General features: G+C 73.5%; 18 protein-coding genes and 1 pseudogene. 14 read left to right on the forward strand and 5 right to left on the reverse strand.

All coding sequences use genetic code 11. The features are described from left to right. The first annotated feature begins 52 nt into the window (after positions 1-52). From ACIQ1J_RS33545 to ACIQ1J_RS33585, 9 genes are all read left to right on the forward strand, one after another. Positions 53-1,456, forward strand: a complete 1,404-nt coding sequence (locus ACIQ1J_RS33545) for a KamA family radical SAM protein (protein WP_403562891.1) — start codon at positions 53-55, stop codon at positions 1,454-1,456. Between the two features lie 19 nt (positions 1,457-1,475). Then, positions 1,476-2,636, forward strand: coding sequence for a capreomycidine synthase (vioD, locus tag ACIQ1J_RS33550; protein ID WP_403562893.1), 1,161 nt, complete (start codon positions 1,476-1,478; stop codon positions 2,634-2,636). A gap of 5 nt (positions 2,637-2,641) precedes the next feature. Beyond that, on the forward strand, positions 2,642-4,588 hold the full coding sequence (locus ACIQ1J_RS33555; RefSeq protein ID WP_403562895.1) for an amino acid adenylation domain-containing protein: 1,947 nt from the start codon (positions 2,642-2,644) through the stop codon (positions 4,586-4,588). 262 nt (positions 4,589-4,850) lie between these two features. Next, positions 4,851-5,885: an arginine beta-hydroxylase, Fe(II)/alpha-ketoglutarate-dependent gene (gene vioC, locus ACIQ1J_RS33560; RefSeq protein WP_210961566.1), complete on the forward strand. Its 1,035-nt coding sequence runs from the start codon at positions 4,851-4,853 to the stop codon at positions 5,883-5,885. 8 nt (positions 5,886-5,893) lie between these two features. Next, on the forward strand, positions 5,894-6,637 hold the full coding sequence (locus tag ACIQ1J_RS33565; RefSeq protein WP_210961567.1) for a hypothetical protein: 744 nt from the start codon (positions 5,894-5,896) through the stop codon (positions 6,635-6,637). Positions 6,638-6,732: 95 nt separating this feature from the next. Beyond that, a complete protein-coding gene (locus tag ACIQ1J_RS33570; RefSeq protein ID WP_403562898.1) occupies positions 6,733-8,760 on the forward strand; it encodes an NAD-dependent epimerase/dehydratase family protein in 2,028 nt (675 codons plus the stop codon). Then, complete coding sequence (locus ACIQ1J_RS33575; protein WP_210961569.1) at positions 8,757-9,461, forward strand: PIG-L deacetylase family protein; 705 nt, start codon at positions 8,757-8,759, stop codon at positions 9,459-9,461. The genes ACIQ1J_RS33570 and ACIQ1J_RS33575 overlap by 4 nt, the downstream gene beginning before the upstream one ends. After that, positions 9,454-10,686: an acetyl-CoA carboxylase biotin carboxylase subunit family protein gene (locus ACIQ1J_RS33580; RefSeq protein WP_403562900.1), complete on the forward strand. Its 1,233-nt coding sequence runs from the start codon at positions 9,454-9,456 to the stop codon at positions 10,684-10,686. The genes ACIQ1J_RS33575 and ACIQ1J_RS33580 overlap by 8 nt, the downstream gene beginning before the upstream one ends. A gap of 175 nt (positions 10,687-10,861) precedes the next feature. Further along, positions 10,862-11,941 (forward strand): glycosyltransferase, encoded by a 1,080-nt coding sequence (locus ACIQ1J_RS33585; RefSeq protein WP_403562902.1) that lies wholly within the window; start codon positions 10,862-10,864, stop codon positions 11,939-11,941. Here ACIQ1J_RS33585 and ACIQ1J_RS33590 read toward each other — a convergent pair. Continuing rightward, a complete protein-coding gene (locus tag ACIQ1J_RS33590; RefSeq protein WP_403562904.1) occupies positions 11,906-13,579 on the reverse strand; it encodes a CocE/NonD family hydrolase in 1,674 nt (557 codons plus the stop codon). The two genes, ACIQ1J_RS33585 and ACIQ1J_RS33590, sit on opposite strands and share 36 nt — an antisense overlap. Positions 13,580-13,637: 58 nt before the next feature. Between ACIQ1J_RS33590 and ACIQ1J_RS33595 the strand changes: the two genes are divergently transcribed. The 4 genes from ACIQ1J_RS33595 to ACIQ1J_RS33610 are packed head-to-tail and all read left to right on the forward strand — an operon-like array spanning position 13,638 to position 17,899. Next, on the forward strand, positions 13,638-15,140 hold the full coding sequence (locus ACIQ1J_RS33595; RefSeq protein ID WP_403562906.1) for an amino acid adenylation domain-containing protein: 1,503 nt from the start codon (positions 13,638-13,640) through the stop codon (positions 15,138-15,140). Next, complete coding sequence (locus ACIQ1J_RS33600; protein ID WP_403562908.1) at positions 15,137-16,189, forward strand: macrolide 2'-phosphotransferase; 1,053 nt, start codon at positions 15,137-15,139, stop codon at positions 16,187-16,189. Before ACIQ1J_RS33595 ends, ACIQ1J_RS33600 begins: the two co-directional genes overlap by 4 nt. Then, the gene (locus tag ACIQ1J_RS33605) at positions 16,186-17,106 is read left to right on the forward strand and encodes an alpha/beta fold hydrolase (protein WP_403562910.1); all 921 of its coding nucleotides are present in this window, start codon (positions 16,186-16,188) and stop codon (positions 17,104-17,106) included. Before ACIQ1J_RS33600 ends, ACIQ1J_RS33605 begins: the two co-directional genes overlap by 4 nt. Then, entirely contained in the window at positions 17,096-17,899 is an 804-nt protein-coding gene (locus ACIQ1J_RS33610) for a nucleoside 2-deoxyribosyltransferase domain-containing protein (RefSeq protein ID WP_403562912.1), read from the forward strand. The genes ACIQ1J_RS33605 and ACIQ1J_RS33610 overlap by 11 nt, the downstream gene beginning before the upstream one ends. Here ACIQ1J_RS33610 and ACIQ1J_RS33615 read toward each other — a convergent pair. Continuing rightward, the gene (locus ACIQ1J_RS33615; protein WP_403562913.1) at positions 17,875-18,429 is read right to left on the reverse strand and encodes a GNAT family N-acetyltransferase; all 555 of its coding nucleotides are present in this window, start codon (positions 18,427-18,429) and stop codon (positions 17,875-17,877) included. The genes ACIQ1J_RS33610 and ACIQ1J_RS33615 overlap by 25 nt on opposite strands. Positions 18,430-18,924: 495 nt before the next feature. Here ACIQ1J_RS33615 and ACIQ1J_RS33620 point away from each other — a divergent pair. Then, positions 18,925-19,107 (forward strand): annotated as a pseudogene (locus tag ACIQ1J_RS33620) (hypothetical protein); the annotation flags it as partial. A gap of 216 nt (positions 19,108-19,323) precedes the next feature. Here ACIQ1J_RS33620 and ACIQ1J_RS33625 read toward each other — a convergent pair. From ACIQ1J_RS33625 to ACIQ1J_RS33635, 3 genes are all read right to left on the reverse strand, one after another. Beyond that, positions 19,324-19,731: a DUF6278 family protein gene (locus tag ACIQ1J_RS33625; protein ID WP_345626861.1), complete on the reverse strand. Its 408-nt coding sequence runs from the start codon at positions 19,729-19,731 to the stop codon at positions 19,324-19,326. Between the two features lie 73 nt (positions 19,732-19,804). Next, positions 19,805-20,584, reverse strand: coding sequence for an exodeoxyribonuclease III (locus ACIQ1J_RS33630; RefSeq protein ID WP_403562915.1), 780 nt, complete (start codon positions 20,582-20,584; stop codon positions 19,805-19,807). 66 nt (positions 20,585-20,650) lie between these two features. Next, positions 20,651-21,286 (reverse strand): MBL fold metallo-hydrolase, encoded by a 636-nt coding sequence (locus ACIQ1J_RS33635; protein ID WP_403562917.1) that lies wholly within the window; start codon positions 21,284-21,286, stop codon positions 20,651-20,653. Between the last annotated feature and the right edge of the window lie 24 nt (positions 21,287-21,310).

A 21,310-nucleotide genomic window follows, 5' to 3' on the forward strand; every position in this document is an offset into this window, starting at 1 on the left:
AGATCGGCGGCAGGCGATACGGCCGAAACCGATGGGATTGGGTGGCGGGTTGGTGGACACAGCACGCAGCCAGACGGAATCAGCAGCGCTGGAAGGCGTCTACGAGTACCGCAGCCGTCCGCTCGACGAGCCGGATTGGCGGCGCCTGCCCGGGTGGCGCGACGTCACCGCCGCCGAGTGGGGGGATCCCCAGTGGCAGCGGGCCCATTGCGTGAAGGACGCGAAGGGCCTGCGCGCGGTCATGGGCGACCTGCTGGACCAACGCTTCTACGAGGACTGGGAGCAGGACCGGCTGCACCGCGCCACCATGTCGGTGCTGCTGCCACCCCAGATGGTCAACACGATGGCCCCGGAAGCGTCCGGCGCCCGGCCGGGCGAACTCACCAAGGCCTTCTACGACGACCCGGTACGCCGCTACATGCTGCCGGTGTTCTCCGACCGCGACCCGCAGTGGCCGTCGCACCCGATGGCCTCTCGGGACTCCCTGCACGAGCAGGACATGTGGGTGGTGGAGGGGCTGACCCACCGCTACCCCACCAAGGTACTGGCGGAGTTGCTGTCGACGTGCCCTCAGTACTGCGGGCACTGCACGCGGATGGACCTGGTGGGCAACTCCACGCCCCAGGTCGCCAAGAGCAAGCTCCAGCTGAAGCCGGCCGACCGGGCCGGCCGCATCCTGGAGCACCTGCGCGCCTCCCCCGGCATCCGGGACGTGGTGGTCTCCGGCGGCGACCTGGCCAACATGCCCTGGCCACGACTGGAGCGCTTCATCGACGGCCTGCTGGCGATCGATTCGATACGGGACATCCGGCTGGCGAGCAAGGGGCTGGTCGGACTGCCCCAGCACTGGCGCTCCGGGCCGGTGCTGGAAGGTGTCGCACGGGTCGCGCGGACGGCCCGCTCACGCGGGGTGCGCATCGCGCTGCACACCCACGCCAACGCCGCCCAGCAGATCACCCCGGCGGTGGCGGAGGCGTCCGGGGCCCTGCTGGGTGCGGGACTGCACGACGTGCGCAACCAGGGCGTGTTGATGCGCGGCGTCAACGACAGCGCGCACGACCTGCTCGACCTGTGCTTCGCGCTCATCGATCACGCGGGGATCACGCCGTACTACTTCTACATGTGCGACATGATCCCGAACGCCGAGCACTGGAGGGTGCCGTTGTACCGAGCCCAGGTGATCCAGCGCCAGATCATGGGGTATCTGCCCGGGTTCTCCACGCCCCGCATCGTGTGCGACGTGCCGCTGGCCGGCAAGCGCTGGGTGGACCAGGCCGACTCCTACGACCGCGTGCTCGGCATGTCGCACTGGAGCAAGAGCTTCCTCACCCCTCTGGAGGCGGCCGACCCGGAGGCCCGCAACGGCTCGTACCACTACTACGACCCCATCGACACGCTGCCGCTCGCCGGGCAGCAGTGGTGGCGGAACACCCACCAGGGCGCCCGTCAAGGGTAGAAGGGACAGTTGCACACCCATGAGCACTCTCGTTCCACCGCGTGAGGCCCCCCCGGTGCTGGAGGAGTGGTACCGCCGCCACCTGGGCCCCGGCATCCACGACATCAGCTCCAGCGGCGTCCACCCGTACACCTTCGCCGAGATACGCGAACTGTGCGGCATCCCGGTCGGGGACCTGGACGCCGTCCTCATGGACGACAGTGTCTCCCAGGGAGGCGCCGGCATCCGGCAGGCGATCGCCGACCGGTACGCGGGCGGCGACGCCGACCGGGTACTGGTCACCCACGGCTCCAGCGAGGCCATCGCCCTCACCCTGGGCACCCTGCTGCGGGCCGGTGACCGGGTGGTCGTCCAGCAGGGCATCTACCACTCGCTGGGCCACTACCCGCGGGCGGCGGGCTGCGACGTCACCGATCTGCCGGCCCCGGCGGTACGCGACGGCGAGATCGACGAGGACGTGCTGGAGGGTCTCGTCACCCCCGGCACCGCGGCCGTCGTCGTCAACTTCCCGCACAACCCCTCGGGCGTCACGCTGTCGCCGCCGGGCCTGAAGTCACTCATGGAGCGGACCGCCGCCGCCGGCGCGACGCTGGTCTGGGACGCCGCCACCGCCGAGATCGCGCACCGCTGGGAGGTCCTCCCGGACCCCGCCGCGATCGGTGGCGACACGATCTCCTACGGCACCTTCTCCAAGACCTTCGGTCTGCCCGGGCTCCGGGTGGGCTGGGCCATCGCGTCACCGGAACTCGTCACGGCGGTCTTCCCGTTGCGCGACCGCACCACGCTCTTCCTGTCCCCGCTGGTCGAGCTGATCGCCGAGCGGGCGATGCGCCACGCCGACGTGCTGATCGGCAGGCGGGCGTCGGAGGCGCGGCGCAACCTCGCGCACCTCACCGAGTGGATGGCCGAGCACCACGACCTGGTGCGCTGGACGCCTCCGGAGGGCGGAGTGTGCGCGCTGCCGGTCTTCCGGGAGCTGGAGCGGGCGGCGGACGGTCCGGCCGCGGTGGAACGGTTCTGCCTGGAGCTCCTGTCCCGCCACCGCACGCTCCTGGTGCCGGGCACCGCGTTCGGCGCCCCGCACGGCGCGCGGCTGGGCTTCGGCGGCCCGGAGGAGGGCTTCCGGGCCGGACTCGCGGGGCTGTCGGAGTTCCTGCGCACCCGCGGGGCGGGGCGGTGACCGCCGTGGGCGCACCCGACGTACTGGACTTGTGGGACCTGCGCGTACGCCGGAACCCGGACGCGCCCGCGCTGGTGACGCCGGGGCAGGCGCTCACGTACCGGTCGGTCGACCGGCTCACCGATGCCTGGGCCGCCTCCCTGGCCGGGCGCGGCGCGGGCCCCGGGCGGCTGGTGGGCCTGGCGTTCGCCGACCCCGGCCGCACGGTGCTGGGCATGCTCGCCGCGCTGAAGGCGGGAGCCGGGTTCACCGTCCTGGACGATCGGTTGCCCGCCGCCGCGCGGGACTCGCTGGTACGCCGCACGGAGGCGGCGGTGTGGCTCGGCGACGGCGCCCACGCGCCCACGGCTGCGTACGTACTGGCCGATGCGCCGACCGGAACCGAGGACACGACACGCGCCGAGGACGCCACCGCGCGGCCGCCCGCCCGGACCGCCGCACACGACGTGGCGTACGTGCTGTTCACCTCCGGGTCCACCGGGCAGCCCAAGGGCACGCTCATCGAGCGGGACTCGCTGCGCAGGTTCGCCGCGGCGGTCGCCGAACGGCTGGAGCTGGCCGCCGGGGACCGCTGGCTCCAGGTGGCATCCCTGGGCTTCGACGTCCTGATCGAGGAGGTGTTCCCCGCCCTCGTGGCCGGCGCGGCGGTGGTGTGCAGGGCCGACACCCGGGCGCTGGACGCGGAGGAGCTGCACACCATGATGGCCCGGACCGGGACCACGGTGGTGGAGCTGTCCACGCAGTACTGGCTGGAGTACGCCCGCTGGCTCGACGCGCGGGACCTGACCACGCCGGCGGGACTGCGCCTGGTGGTGGTCGGCGGCGAACGCATGGACCCGCGGCCCTACCGGGAATGGCAGGCGAGGCAGCCGGCCCGGCTCGCCCATGTCTACGGGCTCACCGAGTGCACCGTCAGCTCGACCTTCTACGCCGGTCTGCTGCCGGCCGACGCCGGGGAGGTCCCGCTCGGCACACCGCTGCGGGACGTGGAGATCAGCGTCCGGTGCGACGGACGGCCGGTGCCGCAGGGCGAGTCCGGGGAGATCCACATCGGCGGGTCCCTGCTGGCCCGCGGCTTCCTCGGCGACGAAGCGGCCACCGCCCGCCGCTTCGTGCCCGACCCGGTGGCCGCCGTCCCCGGCGCGCGGGTGTACGCGACGGGCGACCTGGGGCGCATCGACGCCGACGGCAATCTGGTCTTCCTGGGGCGGCTCGACGATCAGGTCAAGATCCGCGGCCACCGGCTGGAGCCGGCGCGGGTGGAGCGCGCCCTGTGCGAGAACCCCGCGGTGGACCAGGCCGTGGTGTTCCCCGACCCGAGCACCGGAACCGTCCTGTGGGCGTTCACGGTCCCGGCCGACCCGGAGCACGCCCCGCTCCCCGGCGAGGCGGTGCGCCTGACGGGCGCGGACAGGGACGCGCTGGTGGCGCCGCTGGAGGCGGACCTGCCCGACTGGGCCGTGCCCAGGGTGGTGTTCCGGGTGTCCGTCCTGCCGAAGAACCCGCACGGCAAGATCGACAGGCGCCGGCTGAGCGACTGGGCGACGACCGGCGGCACGGCCGCTGCCGGTTCGGGAGCCGGGCGCACCGCCCCCGAGCGTCCGGCCGCGGCGGATACGGCGGTCTTCGGCGGCCAGGCGCCCGGCGGTGAACCGCTGTCCACCGCCCTCGGCCTCTTCCGCGAGGTCCTGGGCGCGCCGGAACTCGGTCCCGACGACGACTTCTTCGAGCATGGCGGGCAGTCCCTGCTCGCCATGCGCCTGCTCGCGCGACTGCGCGAGTCCCTCCCCGCGGCGGCCGGCCTGCGGGCGAGCGCCCTGCTCCGGTGCCCCACCCCCCGGCTGCTGTCCGCAGCGCTCGCGACCACCGCGACCACCCCGACGACAGGGCCACAGGTGGCCGCCGGACACCACCAGGCCGCTGGAACGCACGGCGCCGGCGGGCACCGGTAGGCCGGCCGGCACCTGAGACCACCCGACCCGAGACAACCCGGCAGCGGAAGGCCGCGGAAAGCCACCTGGCACCGGCAGGCCCCGGCCCCGACAGGCCGTCCGGCCACGATCAGCCGCGGCGCACGGGCAACCGCCCCGCGCCTCGCACCGACCATCGCGTCCCACCGACCATCGCGTCACCCCGCACCACCCGAGGGCCCGCGGGCCGGCTCCGGCCGCCCGCGAGCGGTAACCATCCCCGACCACTCAGCGAGAGTTGGCAATGTCGAACCTCACCGACCGGTCCACACGCAGCTACACCCTCTCCCCCGACGAGTCCACCGCCACCGCGGCGCTCACCCGCGAACTGGCCGCCGCCTACCCGTCCTTCGGCGACCCCGGCCTCCTGCGCGACCTGCCGCGGCTCGCGGCCCGGCTGCCGCTGGGCGTGCAGCACTTCCTGCGCGACTTCAAGCTGGGCGACCGCCACGGCCACGTGATCGTCCGAGGCCACGACTTCGACCAGCAGCGCATCGGGCCCACACCCGAGCACTGGCGCGGCCGCCACCGGCCCGGTCCGGAGTTCCCCGAGGAGCTGCTGCTGATGCTGTACTCGGCGGTGCTGGGTGAGCCCTTCGGCTGGGCCACGCAGCAGGACGGCCACCTCGTGCACGACATCTTCCCCATCCGCCAGCACGAGAACGACCAGCTCGGCATGGGCAGTAAGGAGCTGCTGACCTGGCACACCGAGGACGCGTTCCACCCGTACCGCAGCGACTACCTGATCCTGGGCGCGCTGCGCAACCCCGATCACGTGCCCACCACGATCGGCGAGCTGGACCTGTCCTCGCTGTCCGACGAGGACATCGACGTCCTCTTCGAGTCCCGCTTCTTCATCGCGCCGGACGAGTCGCACCTGCCGAAGAACAACACCATCACCTCCGAGGAGGAGGCGGCCCGGTTCGCCACCATCCAGCGAATGATCGACGAACGGCCGCTCGGCCCGCTGCTCTACGGCTCGCGGCAGGACCCGTACATGCGGCTCGATCCGTACTTCACCTCCGTACCGGAGGACGACGCCGACGCCCGGCGGGCCTACGACGCGCTGTTCAAGGTGGTGGACGCCGACATGCGGGAGGTCGTCGCCGACCAGGGCGACGTGCTCTTCATCGACAACCACCGGGCGGTGCACGGCCGTCCGCCGTTCCGGGCCCGCTACGACGGTACCGACCGCTGGCTCAAGCGGGTGTGCGTCACCGCCGACCTGCGGCGCTCGCGCCCCGTGCGGGCCTCGGCCCAGACCCGGCTGCTGGGCTGAGCCCACCCGTGGAACTCACCCTCACCGACCTGTCCCGCGACCCGTTTCTGCTGCCCGAGGTGGACGCCCTGATCGGCGCCAACATGCCCGCGTTCATGAGCTGGGAGTCCCCCGGCAACTGGCGCTGGCACGGGATGTACGAGCGCTACCCGGAGCACCAGCTCTGCCTGGTCGACGGCGGCGGCAGGCTCGTCGCGGCGGCCAACGGGCTCCCGGTGGAGTGGGACGGCACTGCCTGGTCGCTGCCCTCCGGCAGTGACGAGGTCCTCGTGCGGGCCGTCGACCACGGCCCCCCGGAGCGGCCGGACGCCGTCTGCATGCTCTCGGTGTCCGTCGATCCCGCGCACCGGGCGGCCGGCCACGCCGAACGGCTGCTGACCGAGGTCCGTGCCAGGGCCGCGGACCGGTGCCCGCGCGGTGTGGTGATCCCGGTACGGCCCACGCGCAAGCCGCGCTACCCGCTGATCCCGATCGAGGAGTACGCCGCCTGGCGCCGTCCCGACGGGCGCTGCTTCGACCCGTGGCTGCGCACACACCGGGAGCTGGGCGCCCGGCAACTGGGCGTAGCACACCGGTCACTGGTGATCCGTCAGCCCGTAGCCCGGTGGGAGGAGTTCCTGGGCCTCCCCCTACCGGGTCCGGGCGACCACCCGCTGCCCGGCGGCCTGGTGCCGCTGCGGGTCGGCGACGACGGACACGGCACGTACGCCGAGCCCAACGTCTGGGTGCACCACCCGGCCGGGACGCCCTGACCCGCGCCGCGCGCCCACGACGTACGACCGCCGCCCGGCCGGCCCTTCCCCGCCCACCGGCCATCCACTTCCGATCCGACCCCCTGGAGAAACCTATGCCTCCCGTACGCCTCGCCATCGTCGGGTGTGGTGCCGCAGCCCGCGGCTGCCACCTGCCCGCCCTGCCGCCGCTGAAGGGCGACGTCCAGCTGACCGCGCTCATCGACCGCGACCCGCGGCAGGCCCGGGCCGCGCTGGAGCTGTACCGCGAGCTGGGCGGTACGGGCGCCGACGATGTCGTGATCGCCACCGACCCCGCGGAGGCCGCCGGTGACTTCGACGCCGCCGTGGTCGTCGTACCGCACAGCGCGCACGCGCGGACCGTGGAGTCCCTGCTCGCGGCCGGAAAGCACGTGCTGCTGGAGAAGCCGATGACCACTTCGGTCGAGGACGCCCGGCGCCTGGTCGGCCTCGCCGCGGACGCCGCCGCGCCGCTGCTCGCCATGGCCCATCCGCGGCGGCTCTTCCCCGCGTACGCCTGGGTGAAGCGGCTCATCGAGAGCGGTGACCTGGGCGACGTGGTACGCGTCGACTGGTCGGAGGGCCACCCGTACGCCTGGGAACCGGTCTCGTGGTCGATGTTCGACCGGCGGCTCGCGGGCGGCGGGGTGCTCACCGACACCGCGTCGCACGTCTTCGACACGCTGCTGTGGTGGCTCGGCCCCGACGTGGAGGTCGTCCGCTACCGGGACGACTCGCTCGGCGGGGTGGAGACCGACGCCGACGCCCACCTGCGCTTCGGTACCGTCGACGCGCACTGCGTGTTCAGCCGGGTGCGTGACCTCGGCATCTCCTGCACGGTGACCGGTAGCCGGGCGACCGTCACCATCGGCACCGACTTCCCGGCCGGTGAGTGCACCCTGGTCACTTCGGACGGCGTGGAGCTGCACCGGGGTGACGTGGACGCGGTCCCGCCCGCGCAGGGCGAGTGGGAACTGCTGTTCACCGAGCAGCTCGCCAACTTCGCGGCGGCCGTGCGCGGCACCGCGGCCGTGCACTCCGGCCCCGAGGACGGCCTGCGCGTCGTCGAGCTGGTCCAGGAGTGCTACGGCGGTGCCCACGAGGAGACCGTCCAGTCCTGGACCACGCGCGCTGTCCCCGCCGACTGCGCCTCCGCGGTCGCCGACCTCACGGTGGCGGTGACCGGCGCCGGCGGGTTCATCGGCGGTCGCGTGGCCGAGCGGCTGGCCCTCGGCACCCGGGCGCGTGTCCGTCCCGTGGTACGCGGCTTCGGCCGAGCCGCGCGGCTGTCCGTACTACCGCAGGAGCGGCTGGAGTTCCGCCGGGCGGACCTGCTGGACACCGACGCGCTGCGAGCGGCCTTCGAGGGCTGCGACACCGTCGTGCACTGCGCCTTCGGCAGCACCGGCGACGAGGCCGACCGCTGGGCCGCCTCGGTCGAGGGCACCGCCAACGTCCTGGCCGCCGCGCGCGCGGCGGGCGTCCGGCGGGTGGTGCACCTGAGCACCATCGACGTCTACGACCCCGCCGCCACCGGAGAGCTGACCGAGGAGTCGGTGGCCCGCCCGGCCGACCCCGCCGACCGCGAGTACGAGCAGCAGAAGCTCGCCGCGGAGCGGCTGGTCCTCGACGCCCACGGCCCCGGCCTGGAGACCGTCGTGCTCCAGCCGGGCGTGGTCTACGGACCCTGGGGCGGCCAGTGGACCACCGCCCAGCTGCAGCGCCCGGAGGGCGACTTCGCCGCGCTGCCGACGGGCGAGGACAGCGGCGTGTGCAACGCCGTGTACGTCGACGACCTGGTGGACGCGGTGCTCCTTGCCGCCGGAATCGGGGCGGCGGCCGGGCAGCGCTTCCTCGTCGGCCACGGCGAACCGGTCGGCTGGGGCCGCTTCTTCGACGCGATCCGCTCCCTGCGAGGCCTGGGCGAGCCCGGGGCGGCGGCCGGTGCCGGCGACCCGGTGCCGGACTGGGAGCTGGAGCTGTACCGCTCGACGGCCCGGGCCCGGTACGACAAGGCCGGACGTCTGCTGGGCTTCACCGCGCGCACGCCGTTCGCCGAGGGCGTCGAGCTGACCGGACAGTGGGCGAGCTGGGCCCGGCAGGTGCCGGAGGCGCGGTCATGACCGGGGTCACCGATGTGCTGGTGGTCGCACCGCATCCGGACGACGACGTCATCGGCTGCGGCGGTTCCCTCGCCAAACACGCCCGGGACGGCGCCCGCGTGACGGTGGTCATCGTCATCGGTCGCGAGCGCAGCGCGCTCGACGACGCCGTCACCGACGCCGAGTTCGCCGCCGAGACCGAGGCGGCCGCCAAGGCACTCGGTGTGCACCGCTGCATCCGCTTCGACGAGCCGTCGCGGGACTTCACACTCTCCCGCCGCGTGCACCTGAACCTGGTGCGGGTGTTGCGGGAGGTGCGGCCGCAGGTGGTCTACCTGCCGCACGACGCGGACGACGACGTCGAGCACCGGATGGTGCACCAGCTGACCACCGAGGCGTTGTGGATGGCGCAGTCGGAGTTCTTCCAGGAGGCGGGCGACCGGCCCATACCCGCTCCCGGACTGGTGCTCGGGTACGAGGTGTGGGCGCCGATGGCCCGGTTCCAGTACGCGGAGGACATCGACGGCCAGATCGGCACCAAGGTCGAGGCGATGCGCGCGTACGTGTCCCAACTGCGTCACACCGCCTGGGACGAGGCCATCCGGGGGCTGGCCCGCTACCGGTCCGCCGTGTCCACGGGCACGGGCCACGCGGAGGTCTTCCAGGTGCTGGGCCTGCGTACCCCGCCGGCGGCCGGCGGACCGGGAGGCGTCCATGACTGAGCGGCTGCTGGTCTGCGGGCTCGGCTCGGGGATGGACCGTTCGCTTTCGGAGCTGCGCTCGCCGCGGCGGGAGCTGGTGGTGGTCACCGACACGCCCACCGAGCGGGCGCGGGAGGCGGCGGACGTGCTGCTGGTCTGCGACCCGGCCGACGGCACGGCGGTCCTGGCGGAACTGTCGGCCGCCGGGATCGACCGGCTGGACGGCGTGTTCTCGCTGGGCGCCGACAACCCGCCGGCCGTCAGCGTGCTGGCCCACCGGTTCGGCTGCCCCGGCCTGCCCCTGGAGACGGCGCTCGACTGCACGCTCAAGGACCGGCGCCTGGCCATCCTGCGGGACGCCGGCCTGGACCTGCCCCGGTTCGCGGCCGCCGAGAGCGTCGAGGAGGCGCTGCGGGCGGTCGCCGAGGTGGGCCTGCCGGCCGTGATCAAGCCCAGCGACCAGACCGGTTCGCTGGGCGTCGTCAAGGTGGACTCGGCGGGTGCGGTACGGGAGCGGGCGGCCGAGGCACTGCGGCTCAGCCCCGTCGGGCGGATCGTCGTCGAGGAGTTCCTGGAGGGCACCGAGCACACGCTGGCCGCCTTCATGGTCCACGGCGAACTGCACCGGTTCGGGTTCGCCGACCGGGAGTACGGGCGCAAGGAGGAGTTCGCCCCGTACTTCTTCGAGGGCGGCGACACGCTCCCCAGCCGGCTCACCGCCGAGCAGATCGAGGAGGTCACCGACACCGTGCGGCGCGGAGCACGCGCTCTGCGGCTGGACCCGGCGGTGATCAACACCGACATCCTGCTCACCCGTGACGGCCGGGTGGTGCTTCTGGAGATCACCGGCCGGCTCACCGGCGCGCGGATCGCCACCGAGGTGATGCGGCTGGCCACGGGGGTGGACCCGCTGCCCAACGTGGTGCGCCTGGCACTGGGCCGGCCGCTGGACCTCTCCGAGCTGCGCCCGACCCGCGACGGGGCGGCGGTCCAGCGGTTCCTGCCGGCGGACGGCGGAGTGGTGGAGTGGGTGGGCGACCCGCGGGACGTCGCCCGCCGGGCCGGGGTCCACGACGTCTTCTGGGGCATCGAGCCGACGCCCGGCACCGTGGTGCCGCCCTACCGAGGCGGGGCCGACGTCCTGGCGGGCGTGATCGCGTACGCCGGTGACGCGGCGGAGGCCGAGGCGATCGCCGAACGCACGCTGCGCGCGCTGCCCCTGCGGTTCAAGGCGCCGACGCGATGACCACGGCACCGCCGGCGGACGGGCGCGGTGCACCACCGGCGTGCCCCCGCACGGACGGGCACGGTGCACCACCGGCGTGCCCCCGCACGGACGGCCGCCCGCACCACCGCGCGGACAGCCCTGCACCCAACCGCGGTGACGCCCGCGCACACACGAACTCAACGAGGGAGAAGGAATGGCCACCGACCAGGTGGACGAGGCCGCGGTCGACAGCGGGATCGCCCGCACCGCCGTCGTCATCGCGCTCCGCGACGACCTGCGGATCGCCGACTGCATCGCCTCCATCGACGAGGACGTCGAGATCGTCCTGGCGCTCAACGGCCCCAGCGACGCGGTACTGAAGCTGATCGCCGACCACCCGCGGCCGCTGACGGTGACCGAGATCGAGGACGTCGGCAACCTGGGCGCGGCCTACAACGCCGGAGCCGCCGCCACCGACCGGCAGTACCTGCTGCTGATGGACTCCGACTGCACCTTCGCCCCGGGCGTGGTGCGGGCCATGGTCCGCACCGTCCTGACCGAACCGGTGGTCAAGGGGCAGGTGGTGTACGGGGAGTCGGACGGCATCCTCAGCCGGCTGACCGCCCGGGTGCGGGAGTTCGACGAGGGCGACTACGTCAGCGCCCTGTCCCCGCCGCTCATCTACAACAGGTCTGTCGTCGACCACATCGGCGGCTACCACTTCGACGAGCTGATCCACTGGTGCGAGGACCGGGAGTTCGACTTCCGGCTGCAACTGGCCGGCATACCCGTGGTGTACCTGCCCGAAGCCCGGATCTTCCACGACGCCCAGCACGGCTTCGCCAACATGCGCAGCTACTTCCGCTACGGCGTCGGCGAGGGCATCGCCCAGGAGACGGGCGTGTTCACCACCCCGGGGGTGCCGGTGCTGTGGCGGCTCTTCGAGGCGGCCAGGACCCTGGTGCACTGTGCCCGCGACAAGGGCACCGGCGCCGCGGCCTACTACGCGCTGCTGAAGGTCGCCTTCCACGCGGGCACCGCGCACCACCTGCTCAACGACCCCTACCGGGTACGGGAGCGCTACCCGGCATCGGCCAAGCGGGCGCGCATGGTGCGGTCGATCCCGCAGCACAGTACCCGCCTGACCAAGGCCCAGCTGCGGCGGCTGAGGCGGGCACACTGGGAAGCGGGCCGGCGGATCGAGAAGGTGGCCGACCTGTCGGTCTTCCACCCGGACGCCGCCGGCCCGGCCGCCGCCTCAGTCGCCGGCGAGGCGCGGCAGCAGCAGGTGTGAGGGATGGGCGCCGCCGTGGTGGACCGTGTGGTGCGCGACCACCCGGGGGTGGACGTCGAAACGGGGGGTGTTGGCGGCCGCGACCTCCAGGCGGACGCGGTGGCGGGTGCGGAACACATGCCCGACTGCGCCGAGGCGGACAGTGACCTGTGTCGGCGTGCCGGGAGCGGGCTCGTCACCCGCCGCCGGTGCGCCCCCGGTCCCCGGGGGCGGCGCTGCCGCCCCGGGGGCCGGCGTCCCGGCTTGCGGTGTCCCGGCTCGGGGCGGCAGTCGGTGGATGCCGTCGCACAGCAACTCCGCCCGCCCGTCGGGCCAGACGTCGACGAGCTTGCCGGTCACGTCGGCGCCCGCCACGTCGGGAGTGACGTACACCGTCAGCACGATGTCGCCGACCACGGTCAGCGGGGCGGTGAGCGGCTCGCCGGTGAAGCACAGGACGTCGTCGCGCCGCTCCACCTCGCGCTGGTCGAGCGGGCCGCAGTCGCCGCCGGTGAACTGGCCGGGCAGGGCGGTGGCCCCGCCGGCGGTGGGCACCGGGTCGGCCGGGTCGTGGCGGATGACGTCGCTGCCGGGCGCCTCCGGTGCGGGACCGGTCACGAGCCGCCGGCCGTCCAGGTGGAGCACATACGCTTCGGTGCCCGGGACGGGCCAGTCCGGGAAGGCGCGCCACTCATCGGCGCCGGTGAGGAAGAGCCGCACCGGCTCCGGGGCCGAAGCACCGGTCGGGCGACCGCGCAGGTGGCGGTCGAAGTGGTCGAGGTGCAGGGCCGTGACGTCGAGCCGCTTCTCGTCGGCGGCGAGTCCGTAGCGGCGCTGGGGAAATGTTCCGCCGGTGACGCAATGGGACCAGGGGCCGACCACCAGGTGCGTCTCCACGCCCTGTTCCCGAATTCCCCGATAATTCTCCAGGGCACCGGCCAGGAAAATGTCGTACCAGCCTGTCAGATTGAGCACGGGAACATCAACGGAGGGATAGCAGTCGCGGGGAGCGGCTCGTTTCCAGTAGAGGTGTCCGGTGGGATGCGCGAGCCATTCCCGGTAATAGGGCGCGAGCCGGTCCAGGAGGTCCGCGGCGGCGTCCGGGTCCCGGTACAGCTCGTCGATCCGGTCGACCGCGCCGGCGACCTCGGCCAGCGCCGGCCCGCTCAGGCCGGCCCCGTCGAGCAGCAGGTCGTACAGCACCCAGTAGAGGAGGAAGCCCAGCTGGAGGGCGCCATCCTGTCGGGTCCAGCCCTCGTCGAACCCGGAACCGGCCACGTGGGGCGCGACGGCCCGCAGGCCGGGCGGCTGTTCGGCCGCCGCGAGCAGCGCGGCCATGCCCTCGTAGGAGCGGCCGAACAGGCCCGCCGAGCCGTCGCACCAGGGTTGCCGCACCGCCCAGGCGACGGTGTCGGCGCCGTCGCGTGCCTCGTTCCAGTACGGGTCGAAGGTGCCGCCGGAGTCGAACCGGCCGCGGACGTCCTGCACCAGCAGGGCGTATCCGGAGCGGACCAGCCGCAGCCCGTCGACGGAGGCTCCGCCGGGGCTTCCGCCTTTTCCGTACGGCGTCCGCCGGATCAGCACCGGCACTTCGCGTGTCGTGTCCGGTCGATAGAGGTCGGCGTTCAATAACACGCCGTCCCGCATGGGTATCTTCACGTCGTGATCCACAACAATACGCACCCGCCAATATTCCAACAGAATCCGGGAATTCACAATGGAGTCCTGCGCATCCTCCTTTCTGGAGCCGTTCTTCGACACGGCACGCGACGATCCGGACCGGCCGGCCGTCGTCGACAACGGTCTCGTCCTTACCTACGGCACCCTCGCCGCCTGGGTGGCGCGGGTGGCGGGTGCCGTGGAGCCGCGCACGGCGGAGCCCCAGCCGCCCGTGGGCGTCGTCGCGCACCACTCGGCGCGTGACGTGGCGGCGATCCTCGGCGTGCTGGCGGCGGGCCGGGCGTACGTCCCGCTGGAGGCCCACCATCCGGAGCCTCGGCTGGGGGCGATCCTGCGGCGGGTCGGCTGCCGGGAGGCGGTGGCGACCGCGGAGGCCGGCTGGCAGCCCCCGGTGGAGAAGGTGATCCGGCCCCGCTGGACTCGGGCCACCGGGCCGTCCGCGGCGTCCGCGCGCATCCCGCGGCCCGAGGACCCGGCGTACGTCCTGTTCACCTCGGGATCCACCAGCGAGCCGAAGGGCGTAACGGTCCCCCACCGGGCCCTGGCGGCCGTGGTGCCGGCGCTGCGCGACCTGTACGGCACCGGCGACGGCGCGTCCGTGCTGCACTTCCACGGCGCGGGCGGCGACACGAGCCTGGAGGAGATCCTGCCGACCCTGACCGGCGGCGCCACCCTCGTCCTGGACGACGGGGCGCGGGAGGGGTTCGCGCGGGTGGCGGAGGAGCAGCAGGTGTCGGTCGCGGTGCTGCCCACCGGGTTCTGGGACAGCCTGACGGGCGATCTGCTGCACCACGGGGCCCGGCTGCCCGCGTCGCTGCGCACCGTGGTGATCGGCGGGGAGGCGGTGCGCGCCGACATGCTGGAGCGCTGGCACCGGGTCGGCGGCGCCGAGGGCGTCCGGCTGCTGAACACCTACGGCTCGACGGAGACCGCGCTGGTCACGCACGCGGTGCAGCTCGCCGGGCCGGGTGCCCCCGCACTGCCGGAGACCGGCGGGGACCTGCCCATCGGGCTGCCGCTGCCGCACGTCGGCCAGCGGGTCGAGGCGGGCGAGTTGTCCGTCTCCGGGCCCGGCCTGGCGCTCGGCTACCACGACGACCCAGGAGCGACGGCCGCCCGCTTCACCGAACGGGACGGCACCCGCTGGTACCGCACCGGGGACCTGGTCGGCGAGGTGGCGGACGGACTGTTGGTGTTCAGGGGCCGTTCGGACCACCAGGTCAAGATCCGTGGCTTCCGGGTGGACCTGCTGGACGTCGAGGCGCTGGTCGGGCGGTGCGAGGGGGTGTCGTCGGTCGCGGCAGCGCGGGTGGAACGCGCCGGGCACTCGTCGCTGGCCGCGTTCCTCGTCCCCCTACCGGACTTCGCCCCGGGCGAGGTCGCCGCGGGCGTCCGCGAGCGCCTGGCGCGGACGGCGCCGCCGCACCTGGTGCCCGGACTGATCGTGCCGGTCGACGCGCTGGAGCGCACCCACACCGGCAAGGTGGACCGGAACGCGACCCGGGACCGCCACCTGGGCACCGTGGAGGCGGTCCGATGAGTGCCGCCGCCACGCCCCCGGGCGCCGGGGCCGTGACTCCCGGCACGGACCTCACAGCACCGGCCGGTGCGGACGTCGCGGAACCGGCCGGTGCGGACGTCGCGGAACCGGCCGGTGCGGACGTCGCGGAACCGGCCGGTGCGGACGTCGCGGAACTGGCCGCGTACGCCTCGCGGAGGCTCGGCGTGGCGCTCGTGCCTGAGTCCGCGCGGTCCGACGACAGCGGGTGGGACTTCCGTGTCGTCCACATCCGCGCGGCCGACGGCACGCACTGGATCCTGCGCCGGCCGAGGCGGCCGGAGGCGGCCGCCCGACTCGCCGTCGAGGGCGCGGTGCTGGCCGCCGTGCGCGACCGGGTCGACGTGCCGGTGCCCGACTGGCGGCTGCACACGCCCGAACTGGTCGCCTACCCCCGCCTCCCCGGTGTGGCGGCGGGCAGCGAGGACCCGGACACCCTGGCCTACGGCTGGTCGGTGGACCCTCTGGCCCGGCCGGACCGCTACCTGGAACCGCTCGCCCGCTGTCTGGTCGCGGTGCACACCACGCCCCTGGACGGCTCGTGGGAGCTGCCGGGCGCGCACCCGGCGGACCCCGGAACCGTACGCTCCCGAGTCGCGGACCGGCTGGCCCGCGCCCGGACCGAACTGGAGTTGCCCGCCGACCGTGTGGCGCGGTGGCGGGAGTGGCTGGACGACGACCGCCTCTGGCCGGACCGCCTGGTGCTCGTCCACGGCGACGTGCACCCCGGCCACACCCTGGTGGAGCCCCGCCCCTCCGGCCCTCCGGCACTGTCGGGCCTGCTGGACTGGGCGAACGCGGGTGTCGGGGATCCGGCGGCCGACTTCGTCGACATGCTGTACGCCGGTGGCACGGACATCCTGGACCGGCTCCTGGACGCCTACCGGGCGTCTGGCGGCGAAGTCCGCGACGGCATGCGCGCGCACGTCCTGGCCCGGGCGTCCTTCCTCTGGGTCCACGTGGCGCTGCGCGGCCTGGACACCGGGCGCCGGGCGTGGGTGGAGACCGCGCTGCGGAGGCTGGCCCGGTGAGCGGCGCGGCGTACACGGTGCACGGCACGGGGCGGCCGGTGGTCCTGGTCGCCGGTGCCGGGGGCGACGGCCGGATCTGGGCGCACCACCAGGTGCCCGCGCTCACCGCGGCGGGCCACCAGGCGATCACCTTCGACCACGACACGGCCAATTCGCCCGTCCACGAACTGACCGCGAGGCTGAGGGAGGTGGTGTCGGCGATCGGGTCGCCGCCCTGCCCGCTGGTCGGCCACTCCCTCGGTGCCCTGGCGGTCCAGGAACTGCTGCTGACCGATCCGCGCCTGGCGAGCGGTGCCGTGCTCGCCGCGACACGGGGACGGTCCGACGCGGTCGGCGACGCCCTGTACCGCGCCGAGGCCGCCTTGGCCGAGACCGCGTCGGCCGGGTACGCGTCCGGCGAGTACGCGCCCAGCGGATCCGCGTCCGACGGATCCGCGTCCGACGGGCCCCCGACCGGCGGGTACGCGTCCTACGGATCCGCGCCGGCCGGTACGGGCGGTCGGCTGCCGCCGGAGTACGAGTCGTTCGTACGGCTCGTACAGAACCTCTCCCCCAGGACCCTGGCGGACGAGGGCGCGGTCACGGAATGGCTGGACCTCTTCGAGGTCGCCGCCCTCAGCGGCACCTCCGCCACGCAACGACCCGGCCGGCCGGTCTCGAACCGGCTGGCCGCGTACGCGCGGATCACCACGCCCGTGCTGGTGGTGGGGTTCGCCGACGACGTGCTGGCCCCCGCGTACCTGGGACGCGAGGTGGCCGCCGCGGTGCCCGGCGCCCGCTACGCGGAGCTGGCGGACGCCGGGCACCTCGGGTTCCTGGAACGCCCCGCCGCCTTCAACACCCTCCTGCTCGATTTCCTCGCGACCCTTCCCACGACCGGCACCACTGACGCCGATGGAGCACCCCGTGTCCGCTGACTCCCGCCCTGAGACCCCCGCCCCCGCCCTCGTCTCCGTACCGGCCTCCGCCTCCGCCTCCGCCTCCGCCTCCGCCGAGGTGGTGTACGTCGGCCAGGAGTCCCCCGACTCCTGGGACGCGTCCGTGTACCTGTGCGGGCCCACACCCACCGACCCGGCGGAGCCGTCCTGGCGCCCGGCAGCCGTGGCCGCGCTGCGGGCCGGCTGGGCCGGCCCGGGGCGGCTGGCGGTCTTCCTTCCGGAACCCGCGGACGGCGGGGACTACCCGCCGTACGCGGACCAGATCGCCTGGGAGGAGGAGGCGATGCACCGGTCGGACGTCGTCCTGTTCTGGATACCCCGGGACATGGAGCGGCTCCCCGGCCTGGTCTCCAACATCAAGTGGGGAGCCTGGTACGACTCGGGCCGGGCCGTGCTGGGAGCGCCGCCGGAGGCCGCACGCATGGCCTACCTGCTGCACTTCGCCGGCGCCTGCGGCGTACCGGTGGAGCGCGCCCTTCCGGCGGTGGCGGAGGCGGCCCTGCACGCGGTGGGCCCGGGCTCCCGCCGCATTCGGGGCGAGCGCGCGGTCCCGCTCCCGGTCTGGCGGTCGGAGCCCTTCCGGAGGTGGTACGCCGACGCCCGAGCGGCGGGCCGCCGGCTGCTGGACGCGCGGGTGGAGTGGTACGAGCGGGCCCCGTCCCCGGACGCCGAGCCGGCCTGGCTGCTGACCGCCACGGTGGCGCCGGGCGACGGGGCCGCCCCTTCCGTGGTGCGCCTGCTGGCCGCTCAGGGGCAGGGCATGCTCATGTAGAGCGCCTGTTCACCGTCCGAGGGTGTGCCGTGGTACAGGGCGGTGTCCAGACCGCAGAAGGTGAACCCCATCCGCCGGTACGCGTGGATCGCCGGGGCGTTGACGTTGGTGACCTCCAGCCAGAGGTGCCCGGCGCCCCGTTCGCGGGCGAACTCCGTCGCGAGCCCCATCAGCGCGCGCCCGACCCCGCGGCCACGGTGCTCCGGGGCGACCTCGATGTCCTCGATGGTCAGACGGCGGTTCCAGCCGGAGTACGAGACGGCCACGAAGCCCGCGAGGTCGCCGGCGTCCCCGTAGGCGACGAACGTCCGCGCGTCCGGGTCCCCGTCCTCTCCGCCCCCGTCGTCGTCGGGGAACACCTTGGTGAGGGGTGGCTCGACCGGCACCTCCAGCAGGGTGAACCCGTCCTCGGTGGCGGTGACGCGGAAGACGGTGTCGGTGGTGAAGGACCCGTCCAGGGCCTCGATGGCCTCGGCGTCCCCGGGGACACTGGTGCGGTACCGGTAAGCCGTGTCGTCAAGAGTGGTCATGGCACGACGCTACGGCCGCCCCGACCGCCCGACGGCATCTTTCGGCCGACCGTACCGGCACGCACGCCTCGGCGCCCAGGGCCGGTGAGTACCCGTCCGTGCCGGAACTTCCGGTACACGTCGTCGACGAACGACACGGACGCCCACTCCGACGGCTGTTAGTCGATCTGGCAAGCACGTCCTGAAGGATCCGCTCCCGCAGGCCCCGCCAGGGGAACGCCGCGTGCGCGGCGTCGAGCACCGCCCGGCTCCGCACTCGCGAGCCCAGAGACGTCGGCGCCGATGCCGAGGCGCGCGAGGGCGACGACGGGCTGCTTGTGGACCGCGGTCCCGGCGGAGGTGTGCAGCGCATCCAGCCGGTCGAAGACCTGCAAGTTCCCCGTGGACCGCACCCGCCTCTCCAGGGGTGCCCGGCAACACCTCCCGGAACGACCAGTTCCCACGCGGTGACGACGGATGGCCGGCTGAGACCGGCCTGGCCCGCGGCCCAGGCCCTCGCGCCACCACGAGAGGCTCGCCCGCAAGCACGGCAACAACTCCTTCGTGCTGCTGCTGAAGGTGGTCAACTCGCAGGCGTACGGCCCGGATGTCGTCGAGCTCGTCGGGGACGTGACCCGGGCGGCGACGAGCCCCCTGCCGGCACCGGCGCCGACGCCCCGCAAGTCCCACCGGGCCTGAGACCGGTGTGCAGCTGACCTTCTTCTCGCCTGCGGACGGCCCGTCCTGGCGTCCGATCCGCCGCGCGAGCAGTGATCTCCGGCTGCACCTGCGTATGTCCCTGTGCGTTCGTGTGTGACCCGACCACTGCAAAGTATCGACACAAACGACAGGTATGCCAACGACACGCACCTTTCGGGCATTAGGCCTATTTAAGGCGCTTGTTGGGCCAAGGGTTCACGTTTCCGCGACTTCGCCGTACAGCTGGGAGAGTTCGGGCACGCCGTCCGCCGCCCACGCGTGGCCGGACGCCACCACGTCGAACTCCCGGCCGGAGGCGAGCCGGACGACGGGCTGCCCGTCGGATCGGATGGACCAGGCGGCGCCGGGCACGGTGCGCACGATCACGGTGCCGAGGTACAGACCGGCGTCGTTGCCGAGCCAGGCCAGGATCTCCTCGTCGCTCCGCCAGCGCGGCAGCACCTGGTCGAGCTGCTCCAGCGAGACCGCGGAGTCGTCGAGTCGGACACCCTCCCGCAACGCCTGGGATCGCAGCAGATCACAGTCGGCGAGCAGATCACCGATGCCCTCGGCGTCGTGAGCCCGGTGATCTTCGCGCCGCTTGCCCAGGAAGGGGAAGTTCATACTTCCAGCCTGTCATTCGTACCGCCATGTGCACCACAGGGCACGCAGAAGCGGCGCGGGAGGCCGGGAGCGCCTACACGTCCAGGTCCACCACGACCGGCGCGTGGTCCGAGGCGCCCTTGCCCTTGCGCTCCTCGCGGTCGACGTAGGAGTCGGTGACCGCCTTGGCGAAGGGCTCGTTGCCGTACACCAGGTCGATGCGCATGCCACGGTTCTTGGGGAAGCAGAGCTGGCGGTAGTCCCAGTAGGTGAAGGGGTGGTCGTACTTGAGCGGACGCGGGACCACGTCGGACAGACCGGCCCCGCGCAGCGAGGCGAGGGCGGCGCGCTCGGCGGGGGTGACGTGGGTGGCGCCCTCGAAGGCGGCGCGGTCGTAGACGTCGTCGTCGGTCGGGGCGACGTTGTAGTCGCCCATCACGGCGAACGGGCGGCTGCCGGCCGCGTCGCCCTCGACGGCGGTGCGCAGCGCCTCGAACCACTGGAGCTTGTAGGCGTAGTGGGCGTGCTCCACCTCGCGGCCGTTGGGCACGTACACCGACCAGACGCGGACCGGGCCGCAGGTGGCGGAGATCGCGCGGGGCTCCTGTGCGCCGTCGTAGCCGGGATCGCCGGGCAGGCCCTTGACCACGTCCTCCAGGCCGACGCGGGAGAGCACCGCCACACCGTTCCACCGGCCGGTGGCGTGCACCGCCGTCTCGTAGCCCTTCTCGCGCAGCTCGTCGAAGGGGAACTGGTCCTCGGCGACCTTGGCCTCCTGGAGGCAGAGCACGTCGGTGCCGCTGCTCTCCAGCCAGGCGAGCAGCCTCGGCAGGCGGGCGGTGATCGAGTTCACGTTCCAGGTCGCGATGCGCATGTCCCACAACCTACCGGGCGGGACTGACAACCCCGTCCCGCCCCGGGATCGTCACCGGTCGGGGCCTCACACGCGCGCGGAGTCCCCCGGGGTGAGCCGTCGGTGCTCGGCGCCGCCCAGCTCGCCGATCTGACGGTCGTAGATCGGCCGGGCGAGGTCGGTGAGGAGGGCGTCGTGGATGTCGTAGGCGCGCCGCGGCTTCACCTCGCGGACGTAGTCAATGACCTCGGAGATCTTGTTCCACGGCGCCATGACGGGGAGCATCAGCGTGTCGACCGCGTGGTCGGGGACCGTGAGGGCGTCGCCGGGGTGGAAGACCTTGCCGCCGTCGACGAGAAAGCCGACGTTGGTGACGCGCGGGAGGTCCGGGTGGATCACCGCGTGCAGCTCGCCGTGGACCTGTACGTCCAAGCCGGCGGCCGTGAAGGTGTCGCCGTGCCCGACCGTGTGCACGCGGCCGGGGAAGGCCGCCGAGATCTTCTCCGCGACCGACCTGAGCGTCCAGATCTCGGCGGCCGGGTTGTCCTCCATCGCGGCGCGCAGCCGCAGCTCGTCGAAGTGGTCGGGGTGCTCGTGGGTGACGAGGATCGCGTCCGCGCCGAGGGCGGCGTCCTCCTCGCTGAATCCGCCGGGGTCCAGGACCAGCGTGCGCCCGTCCTGTTCGAGGCGGACGCAGGCATGCGACTTCTTGGTGAGCTTCATGACTCCATCCTGCCGCCGCGGGCC

This window comes from Streptomyces sp. NPDC097107 (assembly GCF_044762405.1).
In the GTDB taxonomy this organism is placed as follows: domain Bacteria; phylum Actinomycetota; class Actinomycetes; order Streptomycetales; family Streptomycetaceae; genus Streptomyces; species Streptomyces thinghirensis.

Excerpts from the sequence above, each read along its gene's own strand:
- vioD (WP_403562893.1), top strand. The coding sequence starts at position 1,476 with ATGAGCACTCTCGTTCCACCGCGTGAGGCCCCCCCGGTGCTGGAGGAG.
- vioC (WP_210961566.1), top strand. The coding sequence starts at position 4,851 with ATGTCGAACCTCACCGACCGGTCCACACGCAGCTACACCCTCTCCCCC.
- ACIQ1J_RS33570 (WP_403562898.1), top strand. The coding sequence starts at position 6,733 with ATGCCTCCCGTACGCCTCGCCATCGTCGGGTGTGGTGCCGCAGCCCGC.
- ACIQ1J_RS33575 (WP_210961569.1), top strand. The coding sequence starts at position 8,757 with ATGACCGGGGTCACCGATGTGCTGGTGGTCGCACCGCATCCGGACGAC.
- ACIQ1J_RS33580 (WP_403562900.1), top strand. The coding sequence starts at position 9,454 with ATGACTGAGCGGCTGCTGGTCTGCGGGCTCGGCTCGGGGATGGACCGT.
- ACIQ1J_RS33585 (WP_403562902.1), top strand. The coding sequence starts at position 10,862 with ATGGCCACCGACCAGGTGGACGAGGCCGCGGTCGACAGCGGGATCGCC.
- ACIQ1J_RS33595 (WP_403562906.1), top strand. The coding sequence starts at position 13,638 with ATGGAGTCCTGCGCATCCTCCTTTCTGGAGCCGTTCTTCGACACGGCA.
- ACIQ1J_RS33600 (WP_403562908.1), top strand. The coding sequence starts at position 15,137 with ATGAGTGCCGCCGCCACGCCCCCGGGCGCCGGGGCCGTGACTCCCGGC.
- ACIQ1J_RS33615 (WP_403562913.1), bottom strand. The coding sequence starts at position 18,429 with ATGACCACTCTTGACGACACGGCTTACCGGTACCGCACCAGTGTCCCC.
- ACIQ1J_RS33625 (WP_345626861.1), bottom strand. The coding sequence starts at position 19,731 with ATGAACTTCCCCTTCCTGGGCAAGCGGCGCGAAGATCACCGGGCTCAC.
- ACIQ1J_RS33630 (WP_403562915.1), bottom strand. The coding sequence starts at position 20,584 with ATGCGCATCGCGACCTGGAACGTGAACTCGATCACCGCCCGCCTGCCG.
- ACIQ1J_RS33635 (WP_403562917.1), bottom strand. The coding sequence starts at position 21,286 with ATGAAGCTCACCAAGAAGTCGCATGCCTGCGTCCGCCTCGAACAGGAC.